Consider the following 24161-nt stretch of genomic DNA (forward strand, 5'->3'; position numbering starts at 1 on the left):
GGCTAGCCCAGCGCCAGCCAGAGGCCCACGCCTATCATCAGGGAGCCAGCAATACGGTTTAAAAGCCGCACATTGCCACTTTTACCCAGCGTTTTACGCAATGTTTTACCGCCTGTGGCATACACCAGCATGCTGGCAAACTCGATCATCAAGATAACTGCAATCAGCAGTAGCAGCTGGCTGCCAAGCGGGCGGTTGCTGTCTAGAAAAGGCGGTAGCAAAACCATAAAAAACGCCCAGCCTTTGGGGTTGGCAACTGCCGTGACAAAACCCTGCATGGCCAATTGCAGGCGCCCTGCCGCAGGCCCGGCGTTAAGCTCACTGGGAATGGCCATACGCCCCCGAGAACGCCACATCATGATGCCCAGATACATCAAGTAAGCCCCGCCTACCCATTTAAAAGCCGTAAAGAGTTCAGGCTGGCTTAGCATTAGCGCGGCAACGCCCGCCCCAGCTGCTGCAGCCACCAAGCCTACGCCGATAAGCTCGCCCACCATCATCCAAAGTGTGCGCTTAACGCCCTGGGTCATTCCCAGCACCATAGCAAGCGTCATGCACATGCCAGGGGTAAGCGAAACAAATAAAAAGGTGGGTATGAAGATCGAGAGCGTGGCCCAGGTCATGAATTATCCTTAGCGGGACTTTCTGCGCCTGTTTCTGGCTCGCCCCAACGCGGCATCAAAGTATGCTGAATTCCCAACTGATTAAGAATTCTCGCAACGATAAAATCAATAAGATCATCAATAGAATGCGGGCGATGATAAAAACCGGGGGCAGCGGGCAGAATCACAACGCCCAAGCGGCTTAACGCCAGCATATGTTCCAGATGAATGGGCGATAGCGGGCTCTCCCTGGGCACCAGCACAAGGGTGCGCCGTTCCTTGATTGCTACATCTGCCGCGCGCTCGATCAGGTTATTGCTTGCACCAGAAGCCACGGCTGAAAGCGTTCCGGTCGAACATGGGCAAACCACCATGGCGGAGGGCGCGCCTGAACCAGAGGCCACCGGGGCCATCCAGTCTTCGCGCCCAAAGCAGCGTATCTGGTCAGGCGCGGCGCCGCTTTGCTCGCTTAACGCCTGTGCCAGACGTTCCGGTTGCGCCGGCAGGTTGATATCGGTTTCGGTAGCAATCACCATGTGAGCTGCCTTGGAAATCATGACCCATACTTCATGACCCGCCTCGACCAATACATCAATCAGGCGCAGCCCGTACTGCGCGCCGGAAGCGCCGGTCAAGGCCACGGTAATAGGTTTTTTGAAGGGGGTGTCATTCATGCTCCGAACTCCTTGGCCGTCAAGGCATGCAGCAACCGTTCATGCACTCCTTCAAAGCCACCATTGGACATTACTACGATGCGGTCCAACGGCTCAGCCTGGCTGACCACCGCACTCACCAACGCATCAATATTACGATATAGGTGCGCGTTGGTGCCCTGCTCGGCCACCAGGGATTCCATCGACCACTCAATATCCGCGGGCTGATACCAATACACCTGGTCGGCATCATTGATGCTTTCGTTCAACCGGTCGCGCAGTGCGCCCAAACGCATGGTATTGGAGCGCGGCTCGATCACCGCCAGCAGGCGACCCTTGGTCGTGGTAGCGCGCAGCCCTTCAAGCGTCGCGGCAATGGCCGTAGGGTGATGGGCAAAGTCATCAATGACCTGCACCCCATTAACTTCTCCCCGCACTTCCTGGCGTCTTTTAGGCGTTTCAAAGCGAGCCAAAGCAGCACAGGCACGCGCCAGATCCACCCCACACTTGTGGGCGGCGGCCAGCGCCGCCAATGCGTTACGCGCATTATGCGCGCCGCTCAACGGCCACTCGACAACGCTGTCTTCTTCGCCGTGGTCTGCACGGTGGATAACCTGGAAACGGCTGGCATCGGGGCGCTCCAGACAGAGTTGCCAGGCACTTTCAGGCTTCTCACCAAAGTGCTCAATCGGCGTCCAGGCCCCCATGGCCAACACGCGCTCAAGCGCGGGCTGTTCATCCGCTACCAGTAGGCGTCCCTGGCTTGGCACCGTGCGAACCAAATGATGAAACTGACGCTCGATGGCGGCCAGGTCAGGAAAGATATCCGCGTGATCAAACTCAAGATTGTTGAGTACAGCGATATCCGGGCGGTAATGAACGAACTTGGAGCGCTTGTCGAAAAAGGCCGTATCGTACTCATCGGCTTCCACGACAAACGGTCCTTGCGGATCGCCCAGGCGCGCCGAAACCCCAAAGTTACGCGGCACGCCACCAATCAGAAAGCCTGGCGCCTGACCGGCACTCTCCAGCAGCCAGGCCAGCAGGCTAGCAGTGGTGGTTTTACCGTGGGTGCCGGCGATCGCGATGACTCGCCGCCCCGGAAGCACATGCTCAGCAAGCCACTGAGCGCCCGAGGTATAAGGCAAACCGCTATTGAGAAGCGCCTCTACCTCTACATTTCCCCGAGACAGTGCGTTGCCCACGATCACCAAATCGACAGAATCGCACAGATGCTCTGCCCGGTAGCCTTCCATCAGCGTGATACCCGCCTCAGCAAGCTGAGTACTCATTGGCGGATAGACATTGGCATCCGACCCGCTGACCTGGTGGCCCTGTTCGCGCGCGAGTAGCGCAAGGCTACCCATAAAGGTGCCACAGATACCGATAATATGGAGATGCATGGTGCGCCCCTGACAACGTAATCAACACTGCATTGAAATAGCAGGAAAGACTAGCACGACCGGCCTGATTGCTCATCCCTAAGGGCTGGTTTTAACGCACAAAACTGATCATGACGCGAGCAGAACCGCCCTTAAGCGTGCCATCAAAGTGACAAATGCTCGTGATTGTTGCAGGATGCGCGCATCTCTTATTGGCTAATCACTTATTTACAAGCGTTGACCGCGCCTATCGGTCAGCGAAGGAGCTTACCGTGCGCGTATTGATTCGCTATTTTTTCCGGGGTGTTCGTTTGGTGCTGGCACCGGTAATGATTATTTCGGAAAAACTCACCACGCCAAGTGCCCTGGAGCGCGCACCGGCCGAACAGGCACGGGTTGATGAGGCTTGCCAGCGCCTGGCCCTTTACCAGTTCAGAACCTGCCCGTTTTGCATCAAGGTGCGTAAAGAAATCGCCCGGCTTGGACTAGACATTGAACTGCGGGATACCCAGCAAGATCCCGCGCATAAGCAGGCGCTGATAGAAGGCGGCGGTCAGCCGAAAGTACCCTGCCTGAAAATCAACCACGAAGACGGCCATGAAGAGTGGCTCTATGAGTCAGACGATATTAACCGCTGGCTGCATCAGCGATTTGGGGTCTAGAACTCTGCCCGGTAGGCTTCAACATCAAAGTGAACATTGATCATGATTTCTTCATCCGGATCCTGTACAGCATCCATGCTGTTTTGCAGTGCCATTGAGCCCTGAATGTGGCCTGCAATATGCAGCAGACGCCCCTGCTGTTCAAAATGGCTTATTGAGACGTCAACGCTGCCACCCTCTGACGTATAAAAAGGCGGGGTGGCTGCGCTGCTGATTAGCTGAATTACCTGGGCATCGACAAGTTCGCCATCTTCAATTCTTAAATGCATGGATAGCGCCTCTCGGGCGTCCCGGCTATCCGGATCAATAAAGCCCATAATTGTGATGTCCATTTGCTCGCCTGTTTCCACATAGGCAGCGCTTGAGTCCTGACCTCCATTCAAGACGAACCATTCGTATGTCTCACCTTCAAGCGTTCCTTCTATACTTGATGCGTGAACGGATAGTGGAAGCAATCCGGCTATCATTAGCGCAGCCCATCCCTGTTTTTTCATCATAACCTTCTACTTTTGTGTACCTTGAGAACCGGCAACTAAACGATCGTTTACTTTTTATCTACAACTTTCGTCTAATAGACTGATCATTGACGGCCGTTAATAGCTTGATCATTGAGTAGATGAATAGAGCCTGTCATTATTTCGATTGTGCGACGTATTGCCCTCTCTCTATGTTAGTAGCATAGCTTACAAGCTGACCGTGTCTGTTTTACTGGCTCTATATAGCTTTAGGCGGTAAGGCGAACAATAAAACCATCAAAAAAAATGGGAACAATCATGACGCTTAAGAAAACGTTACTGGCTTCTATTATTGGGGCGACCATGGTGGGTGGCGCAATGCTACCGCTAACGGCAAGCGCAGAAACCCTGCGTATCGGCTACTCAGCCGACCCGGAAACCTTAGATATTCATGAGCAGCTTTCTGGCGGCATGCTGCGCTTTTCTCACCTTGCCTTTGACCCGCTGGTTCGCTGGACAAAAGACTTCGATTTCGAACCGCGCCTGGCTACCGAGTGGGAACAGACCGACGATACCCATATCCGCATGACGCTGCGCGAAGGTGTCACCTTCCATTCCGGTAATGAGTTCACTGCCAAAGACGTCGTGTGGACCATTGAGCGTCTGCAAGAGAGTCCCGATTACAAAGCCATATTTGAGCCGATTGCCAGCGCCGAAGCCATCGACGACTACACGGTAGAAATCACCACGACCGAGCCGTACCCACTGATGCTGAACCTGGCGACCTACATCTTCCCGATGGATAGCCAGTTCTATACCGGCGAAACGGATAACGGCAATGACAAGGCTGAAATCGTTAAAGCTGGTAACTCGTTCGCCTCGCGTAATATTTCCGGTACTGGCCCCTTCCGCCTGACTGACCGCCGCCAGGGCGTGCGCGTTGACTTTGAACGCTTTGAAGATTACTGGGATACCGAAACAGAAGGTAATGTTTCCAGCATCGTGCTGACCCCGATTTCTGAAAATGCTTCACGCGTGGCAGCCTTGTTGTCCGGCGGCGTTGATTTCATTGATGCCGTACCGCCTAACGACTTGGAGCGCGTACGCGAGTCTGGCGACGTGGAACTGATTGAAGTTCCCGGCACCCGCATCATTGGCTTCCAGCTCAACCAGGAAAAAGTTGAAGCATTCCAGGACGTTCGCGTTCGTCAGGCCGTTGATCTTGCCATCAACCAGGAAGGCATTGCAGACCGCCTGATGCGCGGTTTCGCAACTCCAGCGGGGCAGTTCTCGCCGGAAGGCTACTCAGGCCATAATCCGGATCTGGTGCCGCGCTATGATCTTGAGCGCGCCCAGGAGCTGATGGCGGAAGCAGGTTATGAAGATGGCTTTACAGTCGACATGATCGCGCCCAACAACCGCTATGTTAACGATGCACAGATTGCTCAGGCTGTTGCCAACATGCTGTCGCGCATCAATATCAGAGTTAATCTGCGCACCATGCCGCTGGCGCAATACTGGCCGGAGTACGACACGCGTCAGTCCGATATTGCCATGCTCGGCTGGCACTCCGATACCGAAGATAGCGCCAACTTCTTCCAGTACCTCTCTTTCTGCATTGATGATGAGACCGGTGCAGGCCAGTACAACTACGGCAACTATTGCAATGAAGAGATCGATGCGTTGGTAACCGAAGCCGATAGCGTCACCGATCTTGAGCGCCGTAATGAAATGCTGCGTGAAGCCGAAGCCATGCTGTATGAAGATGTCGGTTTTGTCATGCTGCACTGGCAAAATCTGGCCTACGCCGCGGCTAACGGCGTTGACATTGAGCCGGTGGTCAACGCGATCGACTTCCCTTACCTGGGTGATCTAGTGATCAGCCGCTAAGTCTATTGAACGTCTCGTAAGCTTTAATGCAAGGATGCTTCGCTCTCCAGGCAACTGGAGGGCGAAGCCCTTGTTATGTCCAAAACAGCGGTAACGCGTTTAAAAAACTTACCGATAGACCCTTTGTTAAACACTATTACATAGGTGGCGTACGCCATGATTGCCTTTTTAATCAAGCGGCTGATGCACGCGGTATTGGTGATGTTCGTCATCAGCGTGCTGGCCTTCGCCATTCAGGACAACCTGGGTGACCCGATACAGCAGATGGTGGGCCAATCGGTCCCTGAGAGCGAACGCGATGCCCTTCGCGAACGTCTAGGCCTGAACGACCCCTTCATGGTTCAGTATGTACGCTTTGCCAAAAACGCAGTACAGGGGGATTTCGGGTACTCGTACTTTTATCGTGAACCCGCGCTCGGTGTGATTGCTCGTCATTTACCGGCAACCCTTGAGCTGGTGTTTGCCGCCACGCTGATCATTGTGCTGCTCTCGGTGCCTATCGGGGTATATAGCGCGATCAAGCCCCGCTCCATTATCTCGCGATTTTTTATGGGCGCATCGATTATCGGTATTTCCATTCCGGTATTTTTGACCGCCATCGTGCTCATTCAAATATTTTCCATCGGCATCACCGTGTCCATCTTCCCTGAGAGCACTGGCTGGGGTGCCTGGCTGAACGGCTTTTTCTCCACCCAGGGCAATATGCCCTCGTTTGGGCGCGGCTATGACCTGGTGCATGTCGTCGGCCACTGGGATACCAACCTTGCGACCTGGAACGGACTTCAGCATCTGGTATTGCCGGCCATTTCACTGGCCTCCATCATGCTGCCGCTATTTATCCGCCTGATTCGCGCCGAAATGATGGAAGTATTGCAGTCAGAGTACGTCAAGTACGCCCGCGCCAAGGGTATTTCCATGCGCCGCGTCTACTTCGTGCATGCGCTGAAGAACACCATGCTGCCGGTCATTACTGTGGGCGGCGTACAGATCGGTACCATGGTGGCTTACACCATTTTAACCGAGACCGTATTCCAGTGGCCGGGCATGGGCCTGATGTTCCTGGATGCGATCAACCGTGCCGATATCCCGCTGATCGTGGCCTATCTAATGATTGTCGGCGTCATTTTCGTGGTGACCAACACCATCGTGGATCTGATCTACGGCTTTGTGAACCCCACTGTAAAACTGACTGGTAAGCCCGCATGACGATGACAACGAATAAGGCACCCAGCCGCCTGGATCGCTTTCGCGACTCTTTTGTGTGGTACAGCTTCAAGCGCGACCGCACCGCGCAACTCTGCCTGGCCGTTTTTCTCTGCCTGGTCGTGGCCGCCTTCTCGGCGCCTTTGCTTGCCCCGACCGACCCGTATGATCTTCGCCAGATCGATATCATGGCCTCAGAACTGCCGCCTTTCTGGATCGATGGCGCCGACGAGCAGTATTCACTAGGTACCGACGCCCAGGGCCGCGATCTCTGGTCGATCATTCTTTACGGCACCCGCGTGTCGCTGCTGATCGGCTTTGGCGCGGTTATCCTCCAGGCCCTGCTAGGCGTAACCTTTGGTCTGATGGCAGGCTATCTGGGTGGTCGCGTGGATGCCTTCCTGATGCGCCTTGCCGACATCCAGCTGTCGTTCTCGACGTTGATGGTGGCGATTGTGGTAGGCGCTGTGGTTAAAGCAACCCTAGGAGGGGCTTTTTATAGCCAGTACGCCGTCTTGATGTTGGTGCTGATTATCGGCTTGGCCGAGTGGCCCCAGTACGCCCGCACGGTACGTGCCTCGGTATTGGCGGAAAAGGGCAAAGAGTATGTAGATGCTGCCCGCGTCATGGGGCTACGCAGCAAGCGGATCATGTTCCGACATGTACTGCCCAACACCTTGTCGCCGATTTTCGTTATTTCCACCGTACAGATTGCCAACGCGATTATCTCTGAAGCGGCGCTGTCATTTTTAGGTCTCGGCATGCCCGAAACCCATCCATCGCTTGGCTCATTAATCAAGGCAGGGTTTGACTACATTCAGTCAGGCTCTTGGTGGATCACGCTGATCCCCGGTGCGGTACTGGTGGTGCTGGTGCTGTCTATCAATCTCCTGGGCGACTGGCTACGCGATGTCATGAACCCACGACTCTATAAAGGCTGAGGACACCATGGCATTACTTGAAGTTTCCCAGTTAGATGTACGCTTTGCCTTACGCCAAGGCGAGGTCAAGGCAATACGCGATGTGAGCTTTACGCTTGAGCGTGGTGAGCGTTTGGGTATCGTGGGTGAGTCCGGCGCGGGTAAATCGGTCGCCGCCTTTTCGCTTTTGAACCTGATTTCCAAACCGGGGTTCATTGCCGGTGGCAGTATTCGTTTCGAAGGGCAAACGCTGAACACCATGTCAGAACGCGGCCTGCGAAAAATTCGCGGCAACCGCATCTCGATGATCTTTCAAGACCCGATGATGACCCTGAACCCGGTGTTATCTATCGGCGAGCAGATGGTCGAATGTCTGAAGGCACACCGACGCATCTCCTCGCGGGACGCGCGCGCCATTGCGTTGGATAAACTGCGTCAGGTGCAGATTCCCTCACCGGAAAAGCGCCTGGACCAGTACCCTCATGAGCTATCCGGCGGGATGCGCCAGCGAATCATCATTGCTATCGCCCTGCTGCTCGACCCGGACATCATCATCGCCGACGAGCCGACCACCGCACTGGATGTCACCATCCAGGCGGAGATCATGGCCCTGCTGCTGGATCTTTGCGAACAGCACAATGTCGGCCTGATTCTGATCACTCACGATCTCGGTGTGGTGAGCCAGGTCACCCAGCGCATGCTGGTCATGTACGCCGGCCGGGTCATTGAGCAGGGCCCCACGCGGGAAATCATCAACGACCCGCAACACCCCTACACCCAGGGGCTGATCAACGCCCTGCCCCAGATGGCGACACCGGGTGAAAAGCTCAACCAGATTCGCGGCAGCATGCCCTCACTTTCCAACCTGCCCAGCGGCTGCGCCTTTCATCCACGCTGCGACTTTATCAAGCGCGCGGATGGGCAGACACGCCCCGCCTGTGTCGAGCAGGTGCCCGGTTTTGTCCAGACCGGTAACTGTCTGGCGGCCTGTCACATGGTGGCCGAGCTGCTGGAAGATCGTCGCTTGAAGGAGGAGAGCCAATGACTACTCAGGCAAGTGCGGCGGCTGAGAATCATATTCCCGCTGAAAACATCGAAACCGCCACTCCGCTGCTGCAGATTCGCGATCTGAAAAAGCGCTTCTCGCTCTCCGGCGACTTCCTCGAGCAGCTGCGCTTCAAGGGCGGCAAGCTGGTGCGCCATCAGGAACACGTGCATGCTATCAACGGCGTGAACCTAGATATTAGCCGCGGCGAAGCGCTGTGCGTAGTAGGCGAATCCGGTTGCGGAAAGTCCACCGTGGCGCGCACGGTCATGGGGCTTTTGAGCCCTTCTGAGGGCGAGATCCACTACGACGGCCAGCGGATTGATCATTTGAGCTCGCGCCAATTGCTGCCCTATCGCAAGCGCATGCAGATGATCTTCCAGAACCCGTACGCATCGCTGAACCCGCGCATGACCATTCAGCAAACCCTGGAAGAGCCGCTGCGCCTGCACCACCCCAAGTGGAACCGCCAGCAGATCGCCGACAAGGTCGAAGAGGTGATGCGCTCGGTAGGTATCGACCCGGACTGGGGTAAACGCTTTGGCCACGAATTTTCTGGTGGGCAGCGCCAGCGTATTGCTATCGCGCGCGCCCTGGCCGTCGACCCCGAATTCATTGTTGCTGATGAACCCATTTCAGCACTGGACGTGTCGATTCAGGCTCAGGTGCTCAATCTCCTGATGGAGGCGCAGCACGAACGTAATCTCACCTATCTGTTTATTACCCACGATCTGGCCGTGGTAGAGCATTTTGGCACGCGGGTAGCCGTCATGTACCTGGGCACCGTATGTGAAATAGCCACAACAGCCACGCTTTTCGCCAAGCCGCGCCACCCTTATACCCAGGCGTTGCTCTCCTCCATTCCCCGCCTGGAGGATGACCGCCCTCAGCATATCCGCCTGGAAGGCGAAGTGCCGACACCGGTTAACCTGCCCAGTGGCTGCGTGTTCCACGGCCGCTGTCCGTATGCCAACGCGCGCTGCCGCCAGGAGATCCCGCTTTTGCAGATGCAAAATGACGGCACTCGTGTTGCGTGCCACGCTGTGGAAGAAGGCCGCTTATGAATCGCGGCGCTTTACTAGCGAAGCAAGCCCCATTACTGCGAGGTAAGGCATGGAAATTCGCTGGCTAGAAGACTTTATTGCCCTGGCCAGAACACGGCACTTTTCACGCGCAGCGGATGATCAGCACGTTACTCAGCCCACCTTCTCTCGGCGGATCAAGCTTCTGGAAGAGGAAATGGGGGTCACGTTGATCAACCGTCAGACCCTGCCGCTTTCCCTGACCCCGGCCGGTGAAGAGTTTCTTACCCTGTGCGAGCAGGTCACTGACCGAGTACGCTTAACGCGGGAGCGTTTGCGTGAAATCAATGCCGGTCAACAGCGGCGCATCATGGTGGCCGCCCCGCAGAGCTTGCTGGCCCATTTCTTGCCCGAATGGCTGTCATCTACCGGCTGGCAACATCAGGTCCAGCCCTATCTGCGAGCCACCGGCTGGGTAGCCCACGACTATTTCCAGGCGCTGGCACTCTCCGAGTGTGATCTGGCGATTTGCTACTGGCCTGTTGGGCGCTGCGATCTGGATATCGATACCAGCGCCTGCAGCTACCGGGTTATTGGCCATGAGCGGCTAATCCCCGTGACCGCGGTTACCCCTGAGGGGGAACCCTGCACGGCGCTGCCCGGGACGCGTCAGCAGCCTTCGCCCTGGCTTGCTTACCCCAAACGGGGTCTGCTCGGTTCGGCGATAAAGGCTCATTTGGCCCGGCTGCCCCAAAGCACGCACCTGATCGCTCAAAGCGAAAATCTGTATGCTGCTGGCATTAAGGAACTACTTCTACTTGGCTATGGCATGAGCTGGCTACCTGAGCGCAACGTTGCCGCTGAACTTGCCGAAGGCAAGCTGGTAAGAGCCGGGGACAACCGTTGGGATGTACCCATGGAGCTGCGCCTGTATCGCCATCAGAAGCAGCATCATGCCGAACTTGACGAGCTTTGGAACGCACTTCCCTCTTCACTGAGTTACTCACGTAGCTAGACACATCGTTAAAAAGACAGTTAATAAAACAGTTAACAGGATACGTCTGCATGTCAGCGACCTTATTTAATCAACAGTTAGACCATATTGCCCACCTGCAGCGCGAATACGAAAAGGTGCTGGCAGAACATGGTTTCGACAGCCTGGGCATCTATAGCGGTCACGCCGCCATGCATTTTGCTGACGACCATGCCGCCTCGTTTCAAGCGTATGGGCACTTCATGCACTGGGTGGGCCTGGCTGAAGTACAGCACAGCTGGCTGGTCATTCAGCCCGGCAAGCGCCCGCAACTTCATCTTTATGCACCCGATGATTTTTGGCATCTCACCACTAAGCTGCCTGACGAGCCTTGGGTATCCGCGCTAGACGTTCAGTTATGCACCACCAAGCCGACACCCGCTCTTAGCGGCCAGGCGGCTATCATTGGGGATGTGCAAAGTCTTTCTGCCGATATACAACAAGCGTTGGGTGCTGAACGTTTCCCCACGGCACTTATCCAGAGCCTGGATGAGCTGCGTGTGTTCAAAACGCCCTACGAGATAGCCTGTTTGCGCGAGGCAAACCGTTTGGCAATCGCTGGCCATCAGGCCGCCCAAGCCGCCTTTATCGGCGCCTCCGGCGAGCTGGATATCCAGCTTGCTTATCTGGCGGCCAGCCGTCAGCGCGAATCACTGGTGCCGTACCAGAATATTATCGGACTCAATGAGCACGCTGGCGTATTGCATTATCAGCACTATGACTTAAGCCCGCCCAAGCAGCGCTACAGTCTACTGGTCGATGCCGGACGGCGGTTTAGAGGTTACTGTGCGGATATTACGCGCACCCATGCAGGGCCTGATGCGCCATTTTCATTTGAAGAGCTGATTACGGCACTGCATGGCTTGAAAGATGAGCTGGTTCAAAGCATTTCACCAGGCGTGGGTTTTATTACTCTGCATGAGCGAATGCACGCACACTTGGGAGAGATTCTGGTAGCGCATGATCTTTTCAGGGGCAGCCCAGAGCAGGCAGTAAAAGAGGGGGTTACGCGAGCATTCTGCCCCCATGGTTTGGGGCATTTACTAGGGCTTCAGGTTCACGATGTAGCCGGTTTGCGCCACCCTGACGGCTCGCCTGCTCCGGCGCCGCAAGACCATCCGGCCCTGCGATTAACCCGTACGCTACGCCCAGGCATGGTGGTAACTATTGAACCGGGACTCTATTTCATTCCCATGCTTTTAGAACCACTTCGCGATACGGCGCCTTCGATCAACTGGACGCTGGTCGATCAGTTACTGCCCTGTGGCGGGATTCGTATCGAGGATAACGTGGTGGTCACCGAATCCGGCTTCGAGAACCTGACGCCTTGAGCCTCCCAAGCTCGAAGGGGTTGTCCCTCTGGCGCTGACGGCTTTGACCGGTCAGAGCCTGAAAAGCCGGCGGGTATTGTCGCGAATGGCCTCGGCGATCTCCTCCGGCGACTCTTCGCGAATCTCACAAAGGCTATTCCAGACGTGGCGAATACGCTCAGGGCGATTGGGCTCGCCCTGAAACCCCTGCACCGGCATATCCGGCGAGTCGGTCTCGAGCAAAAGCGATGAAAGCGGCAGACGCGAAAGCGTTCGGCGGGTCTTGGTGGCCCGCTCGTATGTTAGCGTGCCGCCCACACCGATAAAATACCCAGCCTCGATGAAAGCCCGTGCCTGCTGCTCGCTACCGGCAAAACCGTGCACCACCCCGGTTCTTGGCAGCTCGATTCGTCTTAAATGCATCGAGAGCTTGTCGTGGGCGCGCCTGGAGTGGAGTATTACCGGCAGCTCGAACTCACGCGCCAGACGCAGCTGCGCTTGAAGCAGCGCCTCCTGCCTTTCGAACTGCGGGTCGTCGATGTAAAGATCCAGCCCGACCTCCCCGATCGCTACCAGCTTGCTGGGCCTTTGGCGAAGCCACGCCTCGAGCCGGTCGAGATGCGCCTCTTCGAACTCGCCGATTGCCATCGGGTGAATGCCGAGCGCGGCGTAAACTGGATCGAAACGCTCGGCCAGTGCCATCACACCGTCGAAGCGCTCGGCCGTTACGCCCACCGCGATGATTTTTTCGACCCCGGCCTCGCTCGCCCACGCAAGACTCTGCGCTTCATTACCCGCGAAGGGGGGAAAATCGAAGTGGCAATGGGTATCAACGAAGGATGTGGTCATGTGGCTACTCCTTTACCGTTAGAGATTACCGTTCGAGATAGCTTAATAATTGGGTAAATCGAGCATACACAAAAACGCCCGGCGTTTGCCGAGCGTTTCGAGGTGACTAACGTCAATCAGAGAGCGTTAGAAGCGCAGCGTTACGCCGCCGCCAACCGTTACCGGATCCATGTCGACTTTACCAACAGTTTCGCCACCGGTACGGATATCAGAGCTTACGTCTGCGTAGCTTGCATAGCCGTTCAGCGATACGTTATTAGTAATCGCCAGATCAAGGCCGACCTGACCAATGGCACCGTAGCTTGATTTAACGCTTACATCGCTCGGCTCGCCGGAGAAACGCGTGTAATTTACGCCCGCACCAACATATGGCTGAACGCGTGAATCCATGCCGCCCAGCGGGTAGTAGTTCACCAAAAGGTTGACCGGCATACGGTCAATGCTGCCAATACCGCCCGCAACATCCGTATTCAATTCGTGCTCAAATTTCTCGGAGCTGTTCAGCTCAACGCCTACTTTATCGGTAAATAGGTAGCCGGCACCGAATGTGAAACCGCTTTCGCTCTGCACGTTGAGAGAGTCGCCGAGCACATTACCGTTACCTGAACCAGTATCAGTCTTTGCGTAGCCGCCACGAACAAATACATCGCCCGCGTTGTTATAGGCAACTGCTGCCTGACTTGCCAGAGCAAAACCAGCAGTAATCACAGCGGCTGAAATCAATTTTACGTTGCGCATTTGGTTTATCCTCGTTGCGTTTTAGCTGGGGCTAGCGCCGGACAACCGGCTTACCTATACAATATATACTACTCGAACAGTGTTTCCAAATTCGTTGTGGAGTTTTTGTCATAGGTTGATACAAATTGAATGTTTATTAAGCACAAAAAAAGACCTCCCGAAGGAGGCCTAGGTGGAGCACGCCAGCTCACTCTATGTACCGTGCGGAAGAATTCCGCTGCGGTATCGCAAAGAAGGGAAAGCCATCTATGACTGCCGATAACTCTATTCATTTGCTGCTTGCCTAATATATTGCGAACTGCGTGCCATATTTTTAAAAATGCATTAAAAACATAAGTTTATAAAATATAATAATCTTTTCACCTTTACGACCTACAGCCGATCTCCATCTGTTGCACCAGTACTGCTCATATAATTTAGATTTTGCTTCATTAAAGTACACACCTGGTTTGCCAGTCTGAGCCAACACGTTATATAGCGTTAGGCACGACACCTTGGCCTGGGTTGGCTCTGTCGCTTACCCTCACGTACACTTGTTTGAATCTGCTAATTGACTCAACCAGCCGAGGGCCTTTCCATGGCGTTTGAATCCACCTCTTCATACATTGCTACTGACGCTTTGAAACAGGCGGTAAACGCAGCCGTCATGCTGGAGCGCCCGCTATTAATAAAAGGCGAGCCTGGCACGGGTAAGACCTTGCTGGCTGAAGAGCTGGCGGCCTCCCTTGGTACTCAACTGATCACCTGGCATATCAAATCCAGCACCAAGGCGGCTCAAGGGCTTTATGAGTACGACGCTGTCAGCCGTCTGCGCGACTCCCAATTGGGCGTTGAGGGGGTAGAGAACGTTGCCAATTACATCAAGCCCGGCAAACTGTGGGAAGCTTTTACCGCCAGTGAACGAGTGGTACTGCTGATCGACGAGATCGATAAGGCCGATATCGAGTTTCCCAACGACTTGCTCCAAGAGCTGGATCGCATGGAGTTTCATGTTTATGAAACCGGCGAAACCATCCGCGCGGAGCTTCGTCCGATTATTGTCATCACATCCAACAACGAAAAAGAGCTGCCCGATGCTTTTCTGCGGCGCTGTTTTTTCCACTACATCGACTTCCCTGACCGAGATACTCTACAAGCCATTGTCGATGTGCATTTCCCCGATATCGCCCCGAAGCTTGTCAGCGAAGCGCTGGAGGTATTCTTTGAGCTACGTGACGCCCCCGGCCTCAAGAAAAAACCCTCCACTTCTGAATTGGTCGACTGGCTGAAACTGCTGATGGCCGACGAACTTGCCCAGGAAGCGCTCTACCACCGCGACCCCGTCAAGGCACTTCCACCTATGGCAGGTGCACTAATTAAAAACGAACAGGACACTCACCTGCTCGAGCGCCTGGCATTTATGCTACGCCGTCAGAAAGGCTCGGGTCGTTAAGGCATGTTTATTGGCCTGTTTGAAACGTTAAAACGTGCCGGAGTGCCCGTTTCACTGCGTGAACTGTTAGACCTTCATGCCGTGGTAGAGCGCGGCGTGGTGTTCGCCGATATGGAGGCGTTCTATCAGGTGGCACGCACAGTCATGGTGAAAGACGAGCGCTATTTTGATCGCTTCGACCGTGCATTTTCCGCCTGGTTTACAGGTCTCGAAGATATGGACGCCGCCATTGATGCGCTAATCCCGAATGACTGGCTGCGTCGCGAGTTTGAAAAGCAGCTTACCGATGAAGAGAAAGCCAAGATTGAGTCTCTGGGCGGGCTGGAACAGCTGATTGAAACATTTAAAAAGCGCCTGGAAGAGCAAAAGGAGCGCCACGCAGGCGGAAACAAATGGATTGGCACGGGAGGTACCAGCCCGTTTGGCGCCTATGGCTATAACCCCGAAGGGATACGAATCGGTCAGGATGGTTCACGTCACCGTCGCGCCACCAAGGTATGGGATGAGCGACGCTTTCGCGACTACGATGATTCCCTTGAGCTTGGCACGCGCAATATCAAAATGGCACTACGGAGGCTGCGCAAGTTCGCTCGCCAAGGGGCTTTGCAAGAGTTCGATGTCGATAGCACCATTCGCGAAACCGCCCGGGATGCAGGCCTTTTAAATGTGCAAATGCGCCCGGAACGCCATAACGCCGTCAAGGTATTGCTGTTTCTGGATGTAGGCGGTTCCATGGATGACCATATTCGCGTTTGTGAAGAGCTGTTCTCAGCAGCCCGCTCTGAATTCAAGCACCTTGAACACTACTACTTTCACAACTGCCTATACGAAGGCGTATGGCGACATAATTCAAGACGCGGTAACGAGCGCATCCCGACCATGGATGTGCTGCACACTTACGGCGCTGATTACCAGGTCGTCATCGTAGGTGATGCGGCCATGTCACCCTATGAGATCACTCACCGGGGCGGTAGTGTTGAACATTTCAATGAAGAGCCCGGCGGCCTATGGCTGAAACGTCTTTGTGAGACATTTCCCCATCTGGCATGGCTTAACCCCATGCCGCCTCGCGCGTGGGAATACACCTACTCTACCCAGTTGATTCAGAAGCTTATTGGCGGGCGTATGTATCCGATGACCCTTGATGGGTTGGAAACCGCCATGCGCGAACTGGCTAGAAAGTAGCCTCGCCCATGGCGGAGAGCGTCATGCGTTAAGAAACGCTGGAAATTGATTCAGGCCGTTCAGAAAATCCTGCTTGGCGCTTTCAAAGGCTTTGGCATCATGCTTGAAGCGGCGCAGGATCAGCGCTTCATCAAGTGTCACTGTTGCCGCCAGCTCTTCCTGGCTACCGGCTGGATGGCGTACGCTCAAGCCAATTCGCTTGTGGTCAGCACCATTGAACCAGCGTTTGATACCACACGATTGATAAAACGCTTCAAGTTCGGCGCTATCGACTTCGACTCTGAGCGGCGCCTTTAACGTCAGCTCGCTTATCAGACGCTGTTTGGCACCGTTAGGCTCAAGCTCGCAGGCATGGGTGAGTGTCATACCCTCGCCTGTTTCATCGAGTACCAAAAGCGCTAATGCCTGTGGCTTACCCGCTTTATCAACACCTGCCAGCAAGCGGGCTACTTCTTGTTTGAACAGCACATTGCGCGCACCGGTAAATACTACCAGCGGCGTCAGGCCAGCTTTCTGACCATAAACCTCTGCGCATAGACGCGCTAGACAGGCATCTCGCTGCCCCGCTTCTTTAATCTGAACTACCTTCATTACGCTCTCTTTAAACGGTTGCGATCAATGTCAGCATGTTAACGCCCGCAAGCCTAGAGGAAACCACCGCTTCACACCAGCCACATTTCATCAATGTGAACGCATTGGCGTATGTATAGTCGCAAGGTGGCGTGCCCATTTGGCTACCCAGGAGGCTCAATGCCCCAGTTTATTAACGATCCCACCTTACCTAAGCCCAGCTTTCCAGGAAGCCACTTAGTGATTGACGACCACTACGTGTTTATTTCCGGTTTAACCGTGGCTGACCTTTCCAACGGCAATGCAGCGCTTGGCGATATCAAAGAAGAGACGCGACTCATCATGCGCGAGCTTGAGCGTATGCTTAAGCAGGAAGAAGGCAGCTTGGGCGATGTGGTGCGTGTGGATATTCACCTAACCGATTTAAACCATATCAACAAAGTGGATTCTATTTACGCTGAATTTTTCAAGCCTGGTCGCTACCCTGCACGCACCTGTACCGAGTCTTCAAACCTTTGTGGCGGCGGAAATATAGAAATTACGCTGATGGCCAAGCGCGCGAAACGCGATTAGGCGTGACCGACCAGCGTCATGATGGCCTCCATATCCAAATGTGCCTCTAGCGTATCAGCCAGACGATCTAGCTCCTGCTCACGGTGAGCTAGGTAATCTACTTGTACGGCGTCAATCATTCCCAAGCGTTTCAATAGCGCCTGGCAGGCATCGGGATGGTCAAATAAGCCGTGCAGGTAGGTGCCCATTATTTGCCCATCATCACTGATGGCGCCTTCATCGCATTCTTCAATTATGAACAATGGATTCGCCAATGCAGCCCCTTCGCTAACCCCGTTATGAATCTCATAACCAGTCACGCGAGCTCCTTCAGGAAGCAGCTTTCCCGCAACATTGCGAAGCTGCTTGCCTGCTACCATGCGTGTAATAAGCGGAAGTAAGCCAAGCCCCGCTACACGCCCTGGCTGACCTTCAAGGCCTTCAAGGTCCTCCACCCACTGCCCCAGCATTTGAAAACCACCGCAAATACCTAATAGTTTTCCCCCATAGCGCAGATGCCGCTTGATGGCCTCCTCCCAGCCCTGCCGTTTAAGCCACCCCAAATCACTGGCCGTGCTTTTACTGCCTGGCAGGATAATCACATCGGCTGGTGGAATGGGCTGGCCAGGGCCAATCATATGCAGCGCTACCTGTGGGTGCAGGCGCAACGGGTCAAAATCAGTATGGTTACTGATACGCGGCAGCGCAGGTACCACCACGGTTAACGGCGCCGCTTGCGTCGTTTTCTGGGTCAGGCCCACGCTATCTTCAGCATCCAGCAGTAACCCTTGCAGATAGGGCAAAGTACCAAAGACACGTTTACCCGTTCGCGACACAAGCCATTCAAGGCCTGGGTTAAGCAGGCCGATATCGCCGCGAAAACGGTTCACGATAAAGCCCTGAGTGCGTGCCTGCTCGCTTTGGCTGAGTAGTTCAAGTGTTCCTACGAGCTGAGCAAACACGCCCCCACGATCGATATCACCAACCACAATCACAGGACAATCAGCCGCCTCGGCAAAGCCCATATTGGCAATATCGCCCTTGCGCAGGTTGATTTCGGCGGGGCTGCCAGCACCTTCGGCAATAATCACGTCAAAGCGCTTTTCAAGCGCCTGCCAGGCAGCCATCACGCTCTCTTTGGCGGTTTGCTTGAAGGCATGGTAATCCAGCGCATCCATGTGACCGTAAACCTTGCCACGCAGAATAACCTGCGCGCCCCGATCACTTTCCGGCTTGAGCAACACAGGATTCATATCGCTATGGGGGGCAACGCCTGCCGCTTGAGCCTGCAAGGTGGTAGAGCGGCCAATTTCTCCCCCATCTTCAGTCACGGCACTGTTTAGCGCCATGTTTTGGGGTTTAAAGGGAGCAACGGATATGCCACGACGTTTCAAAACACGGCATAGCCCAGCGACTACCGTGCTTTTCCCTGCATCTGAGGTAGTGCCTTGAATCATTAAGGTGGCCATGCGCCCTGCTCCATGCATTCATAAACTCAAAAGAGGGCGAAACTTTAGCGAGCGTCATGCAAGGATGCAATGCGCCTGACTAACGACACAGAAAAGGCTAAGCCATAGAACCCCAGGCAGCGGCCAGCAACCCTGGGCGCTGCCTATAGCGGGCTTCATCGTGATTAACGATTAAAAAAACATTTCTATAACGCGGCGCTTTCCTGGTTTGATGAAGAATCAGCTTGTTTAACACGAAAGCAGAGATGGAAATTGCTCAAAAGCGCAGGCATTGGTTCATCTGCTGTCAGCCGGTCCGATGGGTCTAAACGGAACTGATGATTTCTCATCATGGCTGCCAGCACGGCACTGGTCACCAATAGAACGATATGCCTTCCGGGGCAAATACCGGGCCCTCCGCTAAAGGGTAATAGTGGCCAGTGTTTAAGCTGCTCAGGGTCTAGCCATATTTCTGGCGCAAAGCGGTTAGCCATATCCAGCTGGCGATCGTCCCGATGGAAATAAGGCGCATGAATAAGCAACGTGGTGTTCGTTGGCATTTCGCCCTGCGACCAACATGTCCGCTCGGTTGTTTCGCGCAGAATAAGAGGCGTTGTTGGCCAGAGCCGTAAGGCTTCCAGCACACAGGCTTTTAAGAAGGGGTTATCGGATTGGGGATGAGGCTTTTGATCAGCCTCTGCCTGGGCCAGTTCCGCCTGCTTCGGGTGGGCACAGAGTAACGCCAGCGCTCGAAACGTTGCCATGCCGGCAGGCTCAAAAGCAAACAGCCACTGGGGCATCTGGTCCAACGGCTTCGCCTGGCTTTGAGTCGCGTAGTCTGATAGTTTCGCCGCCAAGCTATTGGGCTCAGCCTGATCGACATAGTGCGCTAAACGGTCGTGGAATTTTCTCCGTAAACGCTTGCGCTTAGGGCGCATAAAGCCCCAGTTAGCCGCCTTGCGCAGTTGAACAAGCTCTTGAGTGAGTGGGTCATCATCCCGGGCAGCATCTCCCAGTACTACGCGGCGGACTATACGATTCCAGGCATTAATAAATAGTGACCAGTCCAGCTTATTATTATGCTGATGAACGGTCTCTAGCAGTGCTTGTACTTCCTGCTCAGCTACCTGGGAAAAATGCGCAGAAAAACTGTGCATGGGGCAGCCACTTTGTAAGACCTCCTCGTTTAAACGCCGCCTTTCTTCGCGGGCTTTACCATGAGAGATCAACGCCATATCCGGTTCAAAATGAGACAGTGCGCTCTTTTTTGCTGACTCCGCCGTCGCGAAGGGTTCAGGCGTCTCCTCCATCACACGATTAGCGTCTTCTGGGTCCAACACCAACGCCATGGGCTTGAAAGGCGTTTTAAAAAGTAACGGGCCTTTGCCATATTTATTGTTAAACGCTTGCACTTGTTTAACGGAGCGCTTGTCCAACGCCCAATGCTCAGCCATGTGCATGACGCCTGGGCGGCGGATGATTACCCCTTTAGCAATATTGGGGGCCATTACCTTCAATAAGAACGATAGCGTTTCGCTAAACGATGCGGTAGGTAGTGAATCGGTGACGGTTTCCTTTACCATTGGCGCTCTCCTTGCAACAACTTCTTTGAGAGTTAATTCTAGATGGCACTTAATACTGTACAAGCTTAAAACTTTTAAACTATAAAATTCCAATAATTATTAAGATACGCTGACTAACTAGTAAGAGTGAGGGGAACTAGTAAAATTATTTTTTTAAGTAACCACTCGATTATAAGAGGTTAGTTGATCTATCGACTTGAGCTAGAATAAAGGTGTTCCAGAGTCCTAGTCTGCTTTGCCAAGCTGAATAAAATTCCAAGGGCACCTACTATCAAAAAAAACCATGAAATTTAAATAACCGCTTCAGCTGCTATTCATACTACCTAGCAGCATACTTTACACACGCTAGCCCTACGCGCTTTCTAACAGACAACTCCCTTGTTTTCGGTTACGGTAGCGCTTTCCTTTATCTGAAACCAAACGGCTATAAATGCAAGATTTACTCAATGAGATCGCCGATGCGATGGCCGCCGAAACCGAGCGTGGCAAGGTTGCAGACTATATCCCCGAGCTTGCTCACGTGGATCCTCAACAATTTGCCATTTCTCTTGCCACCGTTAAGGGTGAGCGCTACTCAGCCGGCTGTGCCTCTACCCCTTTCTCAATTCAGAGTATTTCGAAGGTGTTCACGCTGACGATTGCACTGGGGAAAATGGGTGATGCGCTTTGGTCCAATGTAGGCCGTGAGCCATCAGGTGACCCGTTTAACTCTATCGTGCAGCTTGAGCATGAAAGCGGCAAACCCCGTAACCCGTTTATCAATGCCGGCGCCATTGCTGTGGTCGACGCCATCATGATGGGCCATGAGCCCAAAGAGACGCTTGCCGAACTACTTAGCTTCGTACGCTATATCGCTGATGATGAAAGCATTTGCTTTGACCATGTAGTCGCCGCTTCTGAAATGGCACACCGTGACCGCAATGCATCCCTTGCTCACTTCATGAAAGCTTTTGGTCGCCTGCGCCATGACGTTGATAAAATCCTAGGCACCTATTTCCACCAATGCGCCATCGCCATGAGCTGCGATCAGCTCGCCCATGCAGGGCTGTTTCTGGCCTCTGATGGCGTCAACCAGCCCAGCAATATTCGTGTGGTTTCTCCGCAACGGGCCCGGCGTATTAATTCGCTAATGATGATGTGCGGTCATTACGACGCATCTGGCGAATTCGCCTTCCGCGTCGGGCTGCCGGGTAAAAGCGGTGTAGGTGGCGGCATTCTAGCGATAGCCCCGGGTCAAGGCTCAATTGCCGTCTGGTCCCCGGGCCTGGATGACTACGGCAATAGCCTGCTGGGTACAAAAGCGCTTGAAATGTTTGTTCAGCGTACCGGTTGGTCGGTGTTTGGGCATTGATCCGATAGTTTTTCCTCTCTCAAGTCATTTTTTACAATCTGGTTAGCGGTTAAAAATAAAAGTATTCCTATCAACCTAACCAGATAATATTTCGCGGGTGGTAAAACCGCCGTCAATTCCCTGCCAAATTTATATCCCTTCGACATCAATTCGTCACAATCCCTCGCTAGGCTGGCACCTAATCAATGAGATCGATCTCATTTCACCGGTAACAGGTACTAGCATGGCAGACTTACTCAGCGTGGCAAAACTCGCCGGCGTTTCTCGGGCAACGGCCGCACGCGCTTTCTCAACACCTGATTTAGTACGCGATACAACGCGGGAAAAGATCTTCCATGCGGCTCAACAGCTTGCATTTAGGCCTAACAAAGTAGCTCAGCAGTTGCGCTTACAAACAACGCAAATGATTGGCGTCATGGTGCCTAGCCTTGATAACCCGGTTTTTGCTGAACAGCTTCAAGCCATGGAGGTGGCAGCCCGGGCCTGCGGCTATTCGCTTATCGTCACGACGAGCGAATACGATGCCAGTCGTGAGAACGAGATTGTCGAAGAGATGCTACGCCAGCGGGTTGATGGTCTAGTGCTAACAGTGGCTGAAGCTGATAAAAGCGCTGTGCTTACTCAGCTACATCAAGAAACCACGCCTTGTCTGCTTGTTTATAATCCTCCTGGCAACAGCGGCTTTCCCTCTGTCGGCGTGGATAACCACGCCGCTAGCGAAGCCGCCACCCGCTATCTCATTACACTGGGCCATCAGCAAATTGGGATGGTCGCCGGGCCATTATTGCAATCTGACCGTGCACGACAGCGCTATGAAGGTTATTGCCTCGCCATGCAGGCGGCTGGGCTTGCGCCCAGTCCACTCATTGAAATGCCACGCCACACCCAGGCAGACCTGAAAAGCCTAGCGCCGCATTTGCACGGCGACAACGCGCTCAGTGCGTTGATCTGTACTAATGATCTGCTCGCTATCAGCTTGATAGGCGAACTTCAACGAGCCGGGCTTTCGGTGCCTAACGATCTATCTGTTATGGGGTTTGACGGCATTGCCCTGGGAAAATATGTCTACCCATCACTTTGCACCGTTGAGCAGCCCCGTGCGGATATTGGTCGTGCAGCCATTCACACGATGCTGAACATGATTCAGGGTGAAAGACCCGTTCTTACACCCCTGCCCTATGTATTACGAAAGGGCGAAAGTGTCGGAGCTCCGACAACCAGAAAGACCCCACCAGGTATTTCATCGAGGAGTGTCGCATGAACGTTAAGCATCTATATAAAGCGCTATTGGCCACTACGCTTATTAGCGCTTCAAGCGGCGTGATGGCTCAAAACAGTGATAACGCTATATGCTACAACTGCCCACCCGAGTGGGCAGACTGGGGCACACAGCTACGCCTGATTGAGCAGGAAACAGGCATCCGGGTGCCACAGGATAATAAAAACTCCGGGCAGTCATTGGCACAGCTAGTGGCAGAAGCCAATAGCCCCGTTGCGGATGTGGTCTACTACGGGGTGACGTTTGGTATTCAGGCGATGGAAGCCGATGTAGTTGCGCCTTACCAGCCGGCACACTGGGATGAGATTCCTGAAGGACTGAAAGACCCTAACGGTAACTGGTTTGCCATCCACTCAGGCACCCTTGGTTTTATGGTTAACGTTGATGCTTTAGATGGCGCCCCCGTGCCTACCTCCTGGGCAGACCTGCTCAAACCTGAGTACCGGGGTATGGTGGGTTATCTTGATCCCGCCAGCGCTTTTGTTGGTTACGTGGGTGCAACCGCGGTCAATCTGGCGATGGGCGGCGATCTTAACGACTTCACCCCCGCCATTGATTACTTCAACCAGCTCGCCGATAACGCTCCCATTGTTCCGAAACAAACCAGCTACGCTCGCGTGCTTTCCGGTGAAATTCCGATTCTGCTGGACTACGACTTCAACGCTTACCGCGCCCGCTATAGCGATGGCGCCAACGTTGACTTTGTGATTCCTGAAGAAGGCAGCGTCGTTGTGCCTTACGTCATGAGCCTGGTTAAAGATAGCCCTAACCCGGAAAACGGCCGTCAGGTGCTTGATTTCGTACTTTCTGATCAAGGGCAGGCGGTGTGGGCAGATGCTTATCTACGCCCGGTACGCGAAGAGGCTATCTCAGAAGAAGCCCGCAGCGTATTTCTACCTGATAGTGATTACGCCCGCGCCGTTACGGTGGATTATGACGCCATGGCGAATGCCCAGCGCAACTTCTCCGATCGGTATCTTTCGGAGGTTCGTTAATC

The 24161-nt window shown here is 54.1% G+C and carries 23 protein-coding genes; 14 read left to right on the plus strand and 9 right to left on the minus strand.

The window, feature by feature from the left end:
• Positions 1-2 precede the first annotated feature (2 nt).
• Genes ELY25_RS03740 through mpl form a run of 3 tightly spaced genes read right to left on the minus strand, consistent with a single transcriptional unit; the run spans position 3 to position 2658 of the window.
• Positions 3-623, minus strand: a complete 621-nt coding sequence (locus ELY25_RS03740; protein ID WP_126949949.1) for a LysE family translocator — start codon at positions 621-623, stop codon at positions 3-5.
• Complete coding sequence (locus ELY25_RS03745) at positions 620-1276, minus strand: flavin prenyltransferase UbiX (protein WP_126949950.1); 657 nt, start codon at positions 1274-1276, stop codon at positions 620-622. Before ELY25_RS03745 ends, ELY25_RS03740 begins: the two co-directional genes overlap by 4 nt.
• Positions 1273-2658, minus strand: a complete 1386-nt coding sequence (gene mpl, locus ELY25_RS03750) for a UDP-N-acetylmuramate:L-alanyl-gamma-D-glutamyl-meso-diaminopimelate ligase (protein WP_126949951.1) — start codon at positions 2656-2658, stop codon at positions 1273-1275. Before mpl ends, ELY25_RS03745 begins: the two co-directional genes overlap by 4 nt.
• 251 nt (positions 2659-2909) lie before the next feature.
• Between mpl and ELY25_RS03755 the strand changes: the two genes are divergently transcribed.
• A complete protein-coding gene (locus tag ELY25_RS03755; RefSeq protein ID WP_126949952.1) occupies positions 2910-3299 on the plus strand; it encodes a glutaredoxin family protein in 390 nt (129 codons plus the stop codon).
• Here the strand turns inward: ELY25_RS03755 and ELY25_RS03760 are convergent.
• Complete coding sequence (locus ELY25_RS03760; protein WP_236995637.1) at positions 3296-3631, minus strand: hypothetical protein; 336 nt, start codon at positions 3629-3631, stop codon at positions 3296-3298. The genes ELY25_RS03755 and ELY25_RS03760 overlap by 4 nt on opposite strands.
• Before the next feature lie 441 nt (positions 3632-4072).
• On the opposite strand from ELY25_RS03760, the gene ELY25_RS03765 reads away from it, so the two are divergent.
• The 7 genes from ELY25_RS03765 (at position 4073) to pepQ (ending at position 12198) form a co-directional block, all read left to right on the plus strand.
• Positions 4073-5644: an ABC transporter substrate-binding protein gene (locus tag ELY25_RS03765; RefSeq protein ID WP_126949953.1), complete on the plus strand. Its 1572-nt coding sequence runs from the start codon at positions 4073-4075 to the stop codon at positions 5642-5644.
• Between the two features lie 156 nt (positions 5645-5800).
• Positions 5801-6850, plus strand: coding sequence for an ABC transporter permease (locus ELY25_RS03770; protein WP_126949954.1), 1050 nt, complete (start codon positions 5801-5803; stop codon positions 6848-6850).
• The gene (locus ELY25_RS03775) at positions 6847-7788 is read left to right on the plus strand and encodes an ABC transporter permease (protein WP_126949955.1); all 942 of its coding nucleotides are present in this window, start codon (positions 6847-6849) and stop codon (positions 7786-7788) included. Before ELY25_RS03770 ends, ELY25_RS03775 begins: the two co-directional genes overlap by 4 nt.
• A 7-nt stretch (positions 7789-7795) precedes the next feature.
• The gene (locus ELY25_RS03780) at positions 7796-8812 is read left to right on the plus strand and encodes an ABC transporter ATP-binding protein (RefSeq protein WP_126949956.1); all 1017 of its coding nucleotides are present in this window, start codon (positions 7796-7798) and stop codon (positions 8810-8812) included.
• Positions 8809-9876 (plus strand): ABC transporter ATP-binding protein, encoded by a 1068-nt coding sequence (locus ELY25_RS03785; RefSeq protein ID WP_126949957.1) that lies wholly within the window; start codon positions 8809-8811, stop codon positions 9874-9876. The genes ELY25_RS03780 and ELY25_RS03785 overlap by 4 nt, the downstream gene beginning before the upstream one ends.
• 49 nt (positions 9877-9925) lie before the next feature.
• Positions 9926-10849 carry a LysR family transcriptional regulator gene (locus ELY25_RS03790; protein ID WP_126949958.1) on the plus strand — a complete coding sequence of 308 codons (924 nt, stop codon included), beginning with the start codon at positions 9926-9928 and terminating at the stop codon, positions 10847-10849.
• Between the two features lie 50 nt (positions 10850-10899).
• The gene (gene pepQ, locus ELY25_RS03795; RefSeq protein WP_126949959.1) at positions 10900-12198 is read left to right on the plus strand and encodes a Xaa-Pro dipeptidase; all 1299 of its coding nucleotides are present in this window, start codon (positions 10900-10902) and stop codon (positions 12196-12198) included.
• Positions 12199-12249: 51 nt separating this feature from the next.
• Here the strand turns inward: pepQ and ELY25_RS03800 are convergent, their stop codons facing one another.
• Together ELY25_RS03800 and ELY25_RS03805 are read right to left on the minus strand one after the other, a co-directional pair.
• Complete coding sequence (locus ELY25_RS03800; protein ID WP_126949960.1) at positions 12250-13026, minus strand: TatD family hydrolase; 777 nt, start codon at positions 13024-13026, stop codon at positions 12250-12252.
• A 126-nt stretch (positions 13027-13152) separates the two neighbouring features.
• A complete protein-coding gene (locus ELY25_RS03805; protein WP_185856078.1) occupies positions 13153-13764 on the minus strand; it encodes an OmpW/AlkL family protein in 612 nt (203 codons plus the stop codon).
• A 577-nt stretch (positions 13765-14341) separates the two neighbouring features.
• On the opposite strand from ELY25_RS03805, the gene ELY25_RS03810 reads away from it, so the two are divergent.
• Together ELY25_RS03810 and ELY25_RS03815 are read left to right on the plus strand one after the other, a co-directional pair.
• Entirely contained in the window at positions 14342-15196 is an 855-nt protein-coding gene (locus ELY25_RS03810; protein WP_126949962.1) for an AAA family ATPase, read from the plus strand.
• Positions 15197-15199: 3 nt separating this feature from the next.
• Entirely contained in the window at positions 15200-16381 is a 1182-nt protein-coding gene (locus tag ELY25_RS03815) for a vWA domain-containing protein (RefSeq protein WP_126949963.1), read from the plus strand.
• A 21-nt stretch (positions 16382-16402) separates the two neighbouring features.
• Here the strand turns inward: ELY25_RS03815 and ELY25_RS03820 are convergent, their stop codons facing one another.
• On the minus strand, positions 16403-16972 hold the full coding sequence (locus ELY25_RS03820) for a hypothetical protein (RefSeq protein WP_126949964.1): 570 nt from the start codon (positions 16970-16972) through the stop codon (positions 16403-16405).
• Between the two features lie 159 nt (positions 16973-17131).
• Here ELY25_RS03820 and ELY25_RS03825 point away from each other — a divergent pair, with 159 nt between their 5' ends.
• Positions 17132-17524 (plus strand): RidA family protein, encoded by a 393-nt coding sequence (locus ELY25_RS03825; RefSeq protein WP_126949965.1) that lies wholly within the window; start codon positions 17132-17134, stop codon positions 17522-17524.
• Here the strand turns inward: ELY25_RS03825 and ELY25_RS03830 are convergent.
• Complete coding sequence (locus tag ELY25_RS03830; protein WP_126949966.1) at positions 17521-18972, minus strand: cobyric acid synthase; 1452 nt, start codon at positions 18970-18972, stop codon at positions 17521-17523. The two genes, ELY25_RS03825 and ELY25_RS03830, sit on opposite strands and share 4 nt — an antisense overlap.
• Positions 18973-19157: 185 nt before the next feature.
• Entirely contained in the window at positions 19158-20534 is a 1377-nt protein-coding gene (locus ELY25_RS03835) for a cytochrome P450 (protein WP_126949967.1), read from the minus strand.
• Between the two features lie 430 nt (positions 20535-20964).
• Between ELY25_RS03835 and ELY25_RS03840 the strand changes: the two genes are divergently transcribed.
• From ELY25_RS03840 to ELY25_RS03850, 3 genes are all read left to right on the plus strand, one after another.
• A complete protein-coding gene (locus ELY25_RS03840) occupies positions 20965-21885 on the plus strand; it encodes a glutaminase (protein WP_126949968.1) in 921 nt (306 codons plus the stop codon).
• A gap of 223 nt (positions 21886-22108) precedes the next feature.
• Positions 22109-23146: a substrate-binding domain-containing protein gene (locus ELY25_RS03845; RefSeq protein ID WP_126949969.1), complete on the plus strand. Its 1038-nt coding sequence runs from the start codon at positions 22109-22111 to the stop codon at positions 23144-23146.
• The gene (locus ELY25_RS03850) at positions 23143-24159 is read left to right on the plus strand and encodes an ABC transporter substrate-binding protein (RefSeq protein ID WP_126949970.1); all 1017 of its coding nucleotides are present in this window, start codon (positions 23143-23145) and stop codon (positions 24157-24159) included. The genes ELY25_RS03845 and ELY25_RS03850 overlap by 4 nt, the downstream gene beginning before the upstream one ends.
• Positions 24160-24161: the final 2 nt, after the last annotated feature.

Source organism: Vreelandella populi (genome assembly GCF_003989825.1).
GTDB lineage: Bacteria > Pseudomonadota > Gammaproteobacteria > Pseudomonadales > Halomonadaceae > Vreelandella > Vreelandella populi.

Bases quoted from the DNA above. Each gene is read 5' to 3' on its own strand.
- ELY25_RS03740 (WP_126949949.1), bottom strand. From the start codon at position 623: ATGACCTGGGCCACGCTCTCGATCTTCATACCCACCTTTTTATTTGTT.
- ELY25_RS03745 (WP_126949950.1), bottom strand. From the start codon at position 1,276: ATGAATGACACCCCCTTCAAAAAACCTATTACCGTGGCCTTGACCGGC.
- mpl (WP_126949951.1), bottom strand. From the start codon at position 2,658: ATGCATCTCCATATTATCGGTATCTGTGGCACCTTTATGGGTAGCCTT.
- ELY25_RS03760 (WP_236995637.1), bottom strand. From the start codon at position 3,631: ATGGACATCACAATTATGGGCTTTATTGATCCGGATAGCCGGGACGCC.
- ELY25_RS03765 (WP_126949953.1), top strand. From the start codon at position 4,073: ATGACGCTTAAGAAAACGTTACTGGCTTCTATTATTGGGGCGACCATG.
- ELY25_RS03770 (WP_126949954.1), top strand. From the start codon at position 5,801: ATGATTGCCTTTTTAATCAAGCGGCTGATGCACGCGGTATTGGTGATG.
- ELY25_RS03775 (WP_126949955.1), top strand. From the start codon at position 6,847: ATGACGATGACAACGAATAAGGCACCCAGCCGCCTGGATCGCTTTCGC.
- ELY25_RS03780 (WP_126949956.1), top strand. From the start codon at position 7,796: ATGGCATTACTTGAAGTTTCCCAGTTAGATGTACGCTTTGCCTTACGC.
- ELY25_RS03785 (WP_126949957.1), top strand. From the start codon at position 8,809: ATGACTACTCAGGCAAGTGCGGCGGCTGAGAATCATATTCCCGCTGAA.
- ELY25_RS03790 (WP_126949958.1), top strand. From the start codon at position 9,926: ATGGAAATTCGCTGGCTAGAAGACTTTATTGCCCTGGCCAGAACACGG.
- pepQ (WP_126949959.1), top strand. From the start codon at position 10,900: ATGTCAGCGACCTTATTTAATCAACAGTTAGACCATATTGCCCACCTG.
- ELY25_RS03800 (WP_126949960.1), bottom strand. From the start codon at position 13,026: ATGACCACATCCTTCGTTGATACCCATTGCCACTTCGATTTTCCCCCC.
- ELY25_RS03805 (WP_185856078.1), bottom strand. From the start codon at position 13,764: ATGCGCAACGTAAAATTGATTTCAGCCGCTGTGATTACTGCTGGTTTT.
- ELY25_RS03810 (WP_126949962.1), top strand. From the start codon at position 14,342: ATGGCGTTTGAATCCACCTCTTCATACATTGCTACTGACGCTTTGAAA.
- ELY25_RS03815 (WP_126949963.1), top strand. From the start codon at position 15,200: ATGTTTATTGGCCTGTTTGAAACGTTAAAACGTGCCGGAGTGCCCGTT.
- ELY25_RS03820 (WP_126949964.1), bottom strand. From the start codon at position 16,972: ATGAAGGTAGTTCAGATTAAAGAAGCGGGGCAGCGAGATGCCTGTCTA.
- ELY25_RS03825 (WP_126949965.1), top strand. From the start codon at position 17,132: ATGCCCCAGTTTATTAACGATCCCACCTTACCTAAGCCCAGCTTTCCA.
- ELY25_RS03830 (WP_126949966.1), bottom strand. From the start codon at position 18,972: ATGGCCACCTTAATGATTCAAGGCACTACCTCAGATGCAGGGAAAAGC.
- ELY25_RS03835 (WP_126949967.1), bottom strand. From the start codon at position 20,534: ATGGTAAAGGAAACCGTCACCGATTCACTACCTACCGCATCGTTTAGC.
- ELY25_RS03840 (WP_126949968.1), top strand. From the start codon at position 20,965: ATGCAAGATTTACTCAATGAGATCGCCGATGCGATGGCCGCCGAAACC.
- ELY25_RS03845 (WP_126949969.1), top strand. From the start codon at position 22,109: ATGGCAGACTTACTCAGCGTGGCAAAACTCGCCGGCGTTTCTCGGGCA.
- ELY25_RS03850 (WP_126949970.1), top strand. From the start codon at position 23,143: ATGAACGTTAAGCATCTATATAAAGCGCTATTGGCCACTACGCTTATT.